This window comes from Streptococcus oralis, from assembly GCF_001075675.1.
Lineage (GTDB): Bacteria > Bacillota > Bacilli > Lactobacillales > Streptococcaceae > Streptococcus > Streptococcus oralis_V.
This window is the reverse complement of record NZ_JUNW01000042.1, coordinates 41,667-48,829: the sequence shown is the minus strand read 5'-3', so window position 1 is coordinate 48,829 and position 7,163 is coordinate 41,667. Positions and strand designations below refer to the sequence as shown.

At 38.9% G+C, this 7,163-nt stretch carries 6 protein-coding genes; all 6 read left to right on the top strand.

Annotation, left to right across the window (positions count from 1 at the left end; all coding sequences use genetic code 11):
• Window positions 1-190: 190 nt before the first annotated feature.
• The 6 genes from ADM50_RS06185 (at window position 191) to ADM50_RS06160 (ending at window position 7,162) form a co-directional block, all read left to right on the top strand.
• The gene (locus ADM50_RS06185) at window positions 191-700 is read left to right on the top strand and encodes a GNAT family N-acetyltransferase (RefSeq protein WP_049484883.1); all 510 of its coding nucleotides are present in this window, start codon (window positions 191-193) and stop codon (window positions 698-700) included.
• 441 nt (window positions 701-1,141) lie between these two features.
• On the top strand, window positions 1,142-2,299 hold the full coding sequence (gene wecB, locus ADM50_RS06180) for a non-hydrolyzing UDP-N-acetylglucosamine 2-epimerase (RefSeq protein WP_049484882.1): 1,158 nt from the start codon (window positions 1,142-1,144) through the stop codon (window positions 2,297-2,299).
• Window positions 2,296-3,075, top strand: coding sequence for a hypothetical protein (locus ADM50_RS06175; RefSeq protein WP_049484880.1), 780 nt, complete (start codon window positions 2,296-2,298; stop codon window positions 3,073-3,075). Before wecB ends, ADM50_RS06175 begins: the two co-directional genes overlap by 4 nt.
• A 142-nt stretch (window positions 3,076-3,217) precedes the next feature.
• Window positions 3,218-4,528 carry a glycosyltransferase family 2 protein gene (locus ADM50_RS06170; RefSeq protein WP_049484879.1) on the top strand — a complete coding sequence of 437 codons (1,311 nt, stop codon included), beginning with the start codon at window positions 3,218-3,220 and terminating at the stop codon, window positions 4,526-4,528.
• Between the two features lie 8 nt (window positions 4,529-4,536).
• Entirely contained in the window at window positions 4,537-5,640 is a 1,104-nt protein-coding gene (locus tag ADM50_RS06165; RefSeq protein WP_049484877.1) for a family 8 glycosyl hydrolase, read from the top strand.
• 121 nt (window positions 5,641-5,761) lie between these two features.
• Window positions 5,762-7,162, top strand: a complete 1,401-nt coding sequence (locus ADM50_RS06160) for a bifunctional Cof-type HAD-IIB family hydrolase/peptidylprolyl isomerase (protein WP_049484876.1) — start codon at window positions 5,762-5,764, stop codon at window positions 7,160-7,162.
• Window position 7,163 lies beyond the last annotated feature (1 nt).

Genomic DNA, 7,163 nt, shown 5'->3' with positions numbered 1-7,163 from the left:
TTTTTTTCACGAGCCTTGAAATGAGAGAGCAAGTTGAGGTCTGGGTGGACCTCTTTTTCAGATTTTTATAGGACTTTGTTAGAAAGGATTCCCTGTTGACCTAGTAAGATTCTTTTGTCTTACTAGGTTTTTTCTTTTAATCTTTATTATCGTGCTATAATGGTAGGAGAAAGCTATAAAGGGGCAACTTATGAAGACGATATGTTCAATTAGAAAAATGCAAGAATCTGACATAAAAGAACTATCTCGAGGATTTATCAGCCAAGGTTGGCCAAGTAGAGAGGAGATTTTAACTCGATACTTTAAGGAGCAAGAAAGTGGGGAGAGAGAAGTCTTAGTTGGAGAGGTTGAGGGTGCTGTAGCGGCTTACATTACGATTTTACCCGATGCTAAGCAGGGTCCCTTTGCTGGAATGGCTCCAGAACTTTCAGATTTCAATGTCTTTGAGCCCTTTCAAAATCAAGGTATTGGAAATCTCTTGCTGGAAGAAGCAGAAAAACGAGTTAGGCTCATATCGGATAAGGTGACCCTTGGTGTTGGCCTCCACTCAGGTTATGGACCTGCCCAGAGATTGTACATCAAACGAGGCTATATTCCAGATGGTTCAGGCGTTTGGTATCAGAACCATCAACCGGCTATGAATGCGGTTTGTGAAGATATCGGAGAATTGGTCTTGTATCTGTCGAAAAATTTGTTTTAAGACAAATTTTATAAGATTTAAATTTTAAATATAGTAAACAATCACAGTCCCTTTTTCATTCGAAAAAGGGATTTTTTGTTTGAAATTGTTTGATTTATTCCTCAAAGTGGTAGAATATAATTGCTTGAAATATCAATACAAATATAAATATACAACAAGACATATAAATAATAGTTTGTGTATTGTCGTATTTTCTGAAAAAAATATGAAATATATCGAAGAATGGGCTGTTTTTAGTTGTAAACGATATCATTGCAAAAAGTTACAGAATATTAAAATTAAATTAAACGAAATAATATAATTTGGAAAAAATTTGACATATAAATAAATTGACGGTAAAATAATTATGAAAGTCAAATTAATTGAAATCGGAACTATTCGATACACAAATTAATACGATTTATCAAATTTTATTTTTTATTATAGTAGAAGGATAGCATAATGAAGAAACTGAAAGTGATGGTTGTTTTTGGAACACGACCAGAAGCTATTAAAATGGCCCCTTTAGTGTTAGAATTGCAAAAACATAGTGACAGCATTGAGACGATCACAGTTGTGACAGCTCAGCACCGTCAAATGCTAGATCAAGCTCTTGAAACTTTTAGCATCGAGCCACATTATGACTTGGATATTATGGGGAAAAATCAATCCCTTTTAGATATTACTGGAAAAATTTTAGAAAAGTTTGATCCAGTTGTTAAGCAAGAACTTCCAGATATAATTCTTGTTCATGGTGATACTACAACGACCTTTGTAGCAAGTTTAGTTGCTTTCTATAATCAGGTACGTATCGGCCACGTTGAAGCTGGTCTAAGGACATTTGATAAGTATTCTCCTTTCCCAGAAGAAATGAATCGTCAGATGACTGATAACCTAGCGGATCTCTATTTTGCTCCAACTAGTGAGAGTAAAGAAAATCTCCTCAAGGAAAATCACCCTGAGTCTGCTATTGTCATTACGGGGAATACAGCCATTGATGCCTTGAAACTAACCGTTCAATCGGATTACTATCATGAAGTTCTAGATCAATTGGATCCAGATAAGAAACTTGTATTGGTAACCATGCATCGTCGTGAGAATCAAGGTCATCCAATGAGAAATGTCTTTGCAGCTTTACGTGAGATGGTCGATCTTCATCAGGAAATTGAAGTTGTTTATCCTGTTCACCTTAGCCCTGCTGTGCAAGAAGCAGCAAAGGATATTCTAGCTGGTCATGAGCGCATTCACTTGATTGAGCCTTTAGATGTACTTGATTTTCATAATTTGGCTTCAAGAAGCTATTTTATCATGACTGACTCTGGAGGTGTTCAGGAAGAGGCGCCTTCTCTCGGCAAACCTGTCCTTGTTCTTCGTGACACGACGGAACGTCCAGAAGGAGTAAGAGCAGGTACTTTGAAGCTAGTTGGTACGGATCCAGTACGTGTCAAAGATGCTATGGCAGAACTCCTAACAGATGAAACTCTTTATAGAAAAATGTCTCAGGCACCAAATCCTTATGGAGATGGAAGAGCCTCTGAACGAATCGTACAATCCATTCAACAGTACTTTGGGGGAGCGACTTCTGTATCTGAATTCAAAGGGGGAAATAAGAAAAAATGAAAAATTGGAGTCGATTTAAAAACTGGCTTATGGCTTTGCTTGCCTGTGAGGTCATTCTTTTGGTGCTTTGTTTTTTGTATGCTCGAGCAATCATTTTAGAACAAATCTTGTTTTTAGCTTTAGCCTTGTTTGCAGTGTTGGTATTATCTGACCTTTTGCTTACTTGGACCCTTATCTTAGCATTTGGTTTTGGACTTATCGTTTTGGTTGCGGGTGTGGTTTATATCCCAATCATTCAACTGATCTTCTTATTAATCAGTTTTCCACTTTTGATTGGGATTCTACTTAAGGTTCGTTATTATTTCTTCAAGGTGGCCTCAAAGGTCCAAGAACAGGAAGACGAAGCTCGAGCAGATTACCAAGCTATGATCACTGAACAAAGTGATGTTACGGTTCAATCTCTATTGATTCATTGGGCACATGAAGATTTGTTCTTCCAGATTAAACCGAAAGAACATAACCAGATGCTCAGTCGTATTCAAGAGGTAATTGCTCAGGAATTGAGTTACAACGATAAACTCTATTACGTTTCAGATGGGAATTTTCTTGTTTTATCTAATAGTAGTCAAGATTCTTTGAAGCAACTCTATTTGAATGGTCTGCAGGAGAAACTAGGCAGTTTAGTTTTTCATGGAGAAGATGGAAACCAAGGAATTCAGTTCCAAACAGGCTATTTGGTGATTAACTCTGATAATAAAGATAAATACCAAGACTACGCGGATGTCGCCAGTCATCTCAAACGTCAACTCGAGACGGATGTAATTGTAGAATATTAGGAGGAAAACATGACTTTGACCGAACTATTTTTTGGTATTGCTTTGGGACTCAGTCTCTTTTTTGGCATTTGTTTTGTCATACTATTTATTGCTTATAGTGTACTTTACCATCGAGTGAATAAAAATTTTAAGGCGGTGAATCATGATTAGTCAAATCTTAATGATTTTTACTCTGCTTACTATTTGGATTTCTCTGGCTTGGGGTTTGGTAATTCTCTTTTCAGCAGTACACTTTTGGTTTAAGCACAGTGATTTTCGTGTAGATACTTCGCCACTACCTTATTATCCTAAGGTCACCATTGTTGTTCCTGCTCATAATGAGGATGTGGTTATTGCCCAAACGGCAAAAGCTATCTTGGATATGAACTATCCTCACGACCGTGTGGAATTGCTCTTATTTGCGGATAACTGTTCGGATAACACTTATGCTGAATGCTTGTCTGTACAAGCCATGCCTGAATATGCAGAAAGAAATCTTACTATTATCGACCGTACTGGTACGGGAGGAAAAGCAGGTGTTCTAAACGATGCTTTGAAGATGGCAACAGGTGAATACATCTGTGTCTATGATGCGGATGCCATGCCTGAAAAAAATGCCCTATATTTCCTTGTCAAAGAAGTGATGAAAGACCCTGAACGCCATGTGGCATCTTTCGGTCGAAACAAGACTCGAAATGCCAATCAAAATTTCTTGACACGTTGTATCAACCAAGAAATCGTTGTTACCCAGCGGGTGCACCATGTTGGGATGTGGCATCTCTTTAAAATTGGTCGTATCCCAGGAACCAACTTTATCATTCAAACCGACTTTGTAAAGAGTATCGGTGGTTGGAAAAATGGTGCCTTGACTGAGGATACCGATATTTCCTTCAAAATCATGCAGAGTGGTAAATTGATCGCCCTTGCTTATAACTCAGAGGCTTTCCAACAAGAACCTGAGACTTTAAAGAGTTACTATATGCAACGAAAACGTTGGGCTAAAGGAAACTACGAAGTTGTTCTATCAAATTTTAAACATTTATTTGGCAGAGCAAACTGGCGTGTTAAATTAGAAGTTTTTAACTATTCGTGTGTTTTCTTTTGGTTTAACTTTGCCATTGTTCTATCAGATTTGATTTTCCTAGCGAATGTGCTAGCAATCTGTCTTAACCTATTCTTCCCAGATATCAGGGTTCCGTTCGCTTTTGATGCGGACAATATCTATATTGCCCAGCTCATGCTCTTCAACTGGATTCTCATGATTGGTCTCTATTTGATGCAAATTATGACGGCATTAGCAAGTCAGTTTGGACAAGCGACGACAAAGCAAATCTGGTTAGCCTTGGCTGCCTATTTCACTTATGCACAGATGTTTATCGTAGTTTCCATTGATTCCATTTCTTCAATCGTTCTGGACAAGGTACTCCGACGAAAAGAAACCAAGTGGGTTAAAACCAAGCGATTTGCAGGATAGGAGGTTATATGAAAACGAATAAATTAAAATATGTATGGTTTGTGCTCATCCTTTCTATCTTTTGTTTAACCTTGTTTTTGGCAAGAGGAAGGAGTAAAGTCGAGATGCGCAATCGTATTTACCGCCAATGGAGTGAACAGTTTCTTGTGACTAAGGGAAATCAGTCCTATGTCCGTACGACGAATGATTCTGAGGAGACAACAGTTCTATCAGAAGCTCAAAGTTACGGCATGCTCATAACAGTTTTAGCTGCCCAAAAAGGGCAAGCAAGTCAAGCAGATTTTGATAGTCTTTATCGTTATTACCAAAATCATCGTATCGAGGGGACGCAGTTGATGTCTTGGAAGCAAGTGATCAAAAATGGTAGCGAAACGGTCGAGAAACAAAATGCAACTGATGGAGATCTCTATATCGCTTATTCTTTAATTGAAGCTGCTAAACAGTGGCCAGATAAAGCACATGAATACCAAGAGCAAGCTAAAAAGATCTTGGCTGATATCCTTCAATACAATTACAACGAAGAGACAGGTGTTCTGACAGTAGGGAACTGGGCCAACAAGGATTCCGATTACTATTACTTGATGCGAACGTCTGATACTCTTCCTCACTATTTCCAGTCTTTTTATGACCTGACTGGAAACAAACAGTGGTTAGATGTTAAGGATAAGATGCTTGGTCAACTAGAGCAAATCAGTTCTCATTCTGATACTGGACTTTTGCCAGACTTTATCTGGGCTGAGAAGTCAGGGGCGCGCCTTGTTGATGCCAACACTATCGAATCTCAATACGATGGAGCTTACTCTTATAATGCTTGTCGTTTGCCTTATCACTTGTCTCAAAGTCAAGATGAAAGAAGTCAAAAAGTCGTTCAAAAGATGATGGATTTCTTTATGAAAGAACAGCGCATTTATGCTGGTTATGACTTGAACGGAACGGCCCTCAATCAATACCAGGCTGGTAGTTTTTTGGCCCCGATTACCTATGCGTCTGACAAGGGAGAAGGTTATCTGAAACTTCTTCAACAAAATAAATACATTTTCACACAAGATTTACCTATAGAGAGCTACTATGATGCAACGATGATTACCATGATTGCTCTAGAGATGTTCTAGGATGAAAAGAGAGGGCTAGTTCAACTGGCTCTCTTTTTGATAGGTTTTCATCTTTTTTCAAAAAAGGAATTTCCTAAGGTTTATGGTATAATGGAAAGAGTGATGGAAAAGAGGTAGAGAGATGGAAGCGAAATTAAAATACAAGGCAAAGAAGATAAAAATCGTCTTTTTTGATATCGATGATACCTTGCGTACGTCAAAGACAGGCTTTATTCCGGCGACAATTCCCACTGTCTTTAAACAGTTGCGTGAAAAAGGAATTTTAACAGGAATTGCCTCTGGTCGTGGCATTTTTGGTGTTGTTCCAGAGATTCGAGACCTCAAGCCGGACTTTTTTGTAACCCTAAATGGAGCTTATATTGAAGATAAAAAAGGTCAAATCATTTATCAGCATCAGATTGCCAAAGAAGATGTGGAAGAATACATTTCTTGGACAAAACAAGAGGGGATTGAATATGGTTTAGTTGGCAGTTATGACGCCAAACTCTCCACTCGAACAGAACTGATCAGTGAGGCAATTGATCCGATTTATCCAAACTTGGATGTGGATCCTGACTTCCATGAAAAAGCGGACATTTACCAGATGTGGAGCTTTGAGGAAAAAGGGGACGACTTGCGGTTACCAGATAGTCTCTCTGGTAAACTTCGCATGGTGCGTTGGCATGAACATTCATCTGATATCGTGCCTATTTCAGGTTCAAAAGCCACAGGTGTAGCCAAGGTGGTAGACCATTTAGGCTTGAAACCAGAGAATGTCATGGTCTTTGGAGATGGGCTCAATGACTTGGAACTCTTTGATTATGCTGGAATCAGTATTGCTATGGGAATTTCTCATGATAAAATCAAAGAAAAAGCAGATTATATTACAAAAACAGTAGAAGAAGATGGCATTTTTGATGCCTTAGAAGGATTTGGTATGGTAGAAAAAGAATTGCATTTCCCACAAGTAGGAATTGAAACAGTAGAAGGTCCGCTAGCGACCATTAAGACAAATCACGGAGACTTGCGTATTAAGCTCTTCCCTGAACATGCTCCTAAAACAGTGGCTAACTTTGTTGCTCTTTCAAAAGACGGTTACTATGATGGTGTGATTTTCCACCGCATTATCAAGGATTTTATGATTCAAGGTGGAGACCCAACTGGTACTGGTATGGGTGGTGAGTCCATTTATGGACAAGCTTTTGAAGATGAGTTTTCTGAAGAACTCTATAATATCCGTGGTGCCCTTTCTATGGCCAATGCGGGTCCAAATACCAATGGTAGCCAGTTCTTTATCGTGCAAAACCAACATTTGCCGTACTCTAAGAAAGAGATTGCGCGTGGTGGCTGGCCTGAACCAATCGCTGAGATTTATGCAGAACAAGGTGGAACTCCTCACCTTGACCGTCGCCATACTGTTTTTGGGCAATTGGTAGATGCAGAATCGTTTGCGGTCTTGGATGCCATTGCAGCTGTTGAGACTGGTGCAATGGACAAACCAGTTGAAGATGTGGTTATTGAAACGATTGAAATTGAGGACTAGA

Bases quoted from the DNA above. Each gene is read 5' to 3' on its own strand.
- ADM50_RS06175 (WP_049484880.1), top strand. From the start codon at position 2,296: ATGAAAAATTGGAGTCGATTTAAAAACTGGCTTATGGCTTTGCTTGCC.
- ADM50_RS06160 (WP_049484876.1), top strand. From the start codon at position 5,762: ATGGAAGCGAAATTAAAATACAAGGCAAAGAAGATAAAAATCGTCTTT.
- ADM50_RS06165 (WP_049484877.1), top strand. From the start codon at position 4,537: ATGAAAACGAATAAATTAAAATATGTATGGTTTGTGCTCATCCTTTCT.
- ADM50_RS06170 (WP_049484879.1), top strand. From the start codon at position 3,218: ATGATTAGTCAAATCTTAATGATTTTTACTCTGCTTACTATTTGGATT.
- wecB (WP_049484882.1), top strand. From the start codon at position 1,142: ATGAAGAAACTGAAAGTGATGGTTGTTTTTGGAACACGACCAGAAGCT.
- ADM50_RS06185 (WP_049484883.1), top strand. From the start codon at position 191: ATGAAGACGATATGTTCAATTAGAAAAATGCAAGAATCTGACATAAAA.